The sequence below is a fragment of the Pseudomonas sp. P5_A2_2 genome, assembly GCF_054177685.1.
In genome coordinates this window covers 1-1171 of sequence record NZ_JBGCUL010001238.1, presented here as the reverse complement: position 1 = coordinate 1171, position 1171 = coordinate 1, and the positions used below count along the sequence as shown (strand labels likewise).

The 1171-nt window shown below is 59.0% G+C and carries 1 protein-coding gene; it reads right to left on the bottom strand.

Annotation, left to right across the window (positions count from 1 at the left end):
* Nucleotides 1-135: 135 nt before the first annotated feature.
* Nucleotides 136-1171 (bottom strand): putative porin (locus tag ACXRVY_RS30425; RefSeq protein ID WP_458239131.1); only part of this gene is annotated, 1036 nt, incomplete at its 5' end.

Genomic DNA, 1171 nt, shown 5'->3' with positions numbered 1-1171 from the left:
CGCTCCTACAAGGGCGGGTTGGCAAAAACAAACAGCCCGGTGTTGATGTGTCGGAGGATGATGGGGACCGACACACCAACGCCAGGCTGTAAAAGCGGCCCGGGCTTCCTTGTCCGGGTCGTGTAGCGGGGTGAATCAGAACTTGGCTTCGGCATCCAGTTGCAGGGTGTTGATGTCCGAATCTTTCTTGTTGATGTTGGCGTTGGTCTGGTCCGAGGTCGCCATGAAGTAGGTCGCGCCCAAGGCGAAGTTCTTGTCCAGATCGTAGCTCACTTTCAGCTTGCTGCCGCGCGAACCGGTGAAGCCGTTGGCGAAGTCGGAGTCGGTGAAGGCGCCAACCACAGCGTTACGCTGCACGTCGCGGTAGTTGTAGTCCACGTTGAAGCCGTAGAGCTTGGACTTCACGCCGGCCAGCCAGCCAGTGTCCTGGTCGTTGCTGGCATCGGTGTTGTTGACGTACTGACCGTACAGCGACAGCGGAACTGGCAGGTTGGTGAAGTCCAGCTGGCCAAAGCCTTCGTACAGTTTGAAGGTTTCGTTCGGGCTGTTGCCGTTGATGGCCAGGGCGCATGGCGTGGAGACGGTGCCGGAAGTAGGGCAGGCACTGCTGCTGTCGTTGTCGTAGGAGTAGATACTGCCGCCCAACGTCATTTTCATGCTGTCGGTGATGGCGAAGCGACCACCCAACTGGCCTGCGTACAGACGCAGGTCGTGCTTGAACTGCACGCCTTCGCCGTCGACGTTGTCCTTGAGCGTGTAGTGACCGGCGCTACCGAACAGCTCGGTGCTGCCGCTCAGCGGGTACTTGTAGGTGACGGCCAGACCTTCCGGGTTGATGTCGCTATCCCAGATGATGTCGCCCATGCTCACCCATTGTTGCGGCATCTTGCCGCCAACCAGGTGCAGGTTCTTGATCGCGTCCGGGTGGTAGTCGATGTAACCCTGGTCCAGCCAGATCTGCTTCTTGTCGAAGTAGTTGTTCAGGTCCTGGTTGGTCGAGCGAGGGTCGTCGTTGCTGCCGGTGGCGATACGGATACCGGTGTCGACCTGCGGGTTGATTTCGCTGTAGGCCCCCAGACGGGCACGAATGCGCTGACGGTCCTGGTCTTTGTTGTTTGGCACGCCATCGTTGTGCACGGTTTCTTCACGGAAGCGTACGTCACCCTTGAAT